Source organism: Bacillus cereus group sp. MYBK216-1, assembly GCF_051916495.1.
Lineage (GTDB): Bacteria > Bacillota > Bacilli > Bacillales > Bacillaceae_G > Bacillus_A > Bacillus_A thuringiensis_K.
Genome location: NZ_JBQAGT010000046.1, coordinates 1 through 569, shown reverse-complemented (window position 1 = coordinate 569; position 569 = coordinate 1). Strand labels below are relative to the sequence as shown.

Sequence of the window (569 nt, the reverse complement as noted above, 5' to 3'; positions counted from 1 at the left end):
TCAAAGCTTACTTACAGCTCCCCGAAGCATATCGGCGTTAGTCCCGTCCTTCATCGACTCCTAGTGTCAAGGCATCCACCGTGCGCCCTTTCTAACTTAACCAAACTAAAAATTAAAAAATATGAGCTACACTGTTATCTAGTTTTCAAAGAACATACCATTTGCTATTTAAAATAGCTTTTTGGTGGAGCCTAGCGGGATCGAACCGCTGACCTCCTGCGTGCAAGGCAGGCGCTCTCCCAGCTGAGCTAAGGCCCCAAAATGTATGGTGGGCCTAAATGGACTCGAACCATCGACCTCACGCTTATCAGGCGTGCGCTCTAACCAGCTGAGCTATAGGCCCATACAAATTGCAGAATTTATTTATATCATATCCTCATTTAAGAGTCAACACTGAATTGAACTCTCAAAACTAAACGAAAACGAAACACGGAAACTTATATTGATAAGCAGCGCTTATCAATTCTCCATAGAAAGGAGGTGATCCAGCCGCACCTTCCGATACGGCTACCTTGTTACGACTTCACCCCAATCATCTGTCCCACCTTAGGCGGCTGGCTCCAAAAAGG

General features: G+C 45.7%; 2 tRNA genes and 2 rRNA genes. All 4 read right to left on the bottom strand.

Features of this window, described 5'->3' with window-relative positions:
- Positions 1 to 102: ribosomal RNA gene (locus ACTFRH_RS30920) — 23S ribosomal RNA — on the bottom strand; the annotation flags it as partial.
- 80 nt (positions 103 to 182) lie between these two features.
- Positions 183 to 258 (bottom strand) — tRNA-Ala (locus tag ACTFRH_RS30915).
- 8 nt (positions 259 to 266) lie between these two features.
- Positions 267 to 343: transfer RNA gene (locus ACTFRH_RS30910), tRNA-Ile, on the bottom strand.
- Between the two features lie 130 nt (positions 344 to 473).
- Positions 474 to 569, bottom strand: a 16S ribosomal RNA gene (locus ACTFRH_RS30905); the annotation flags it as partial.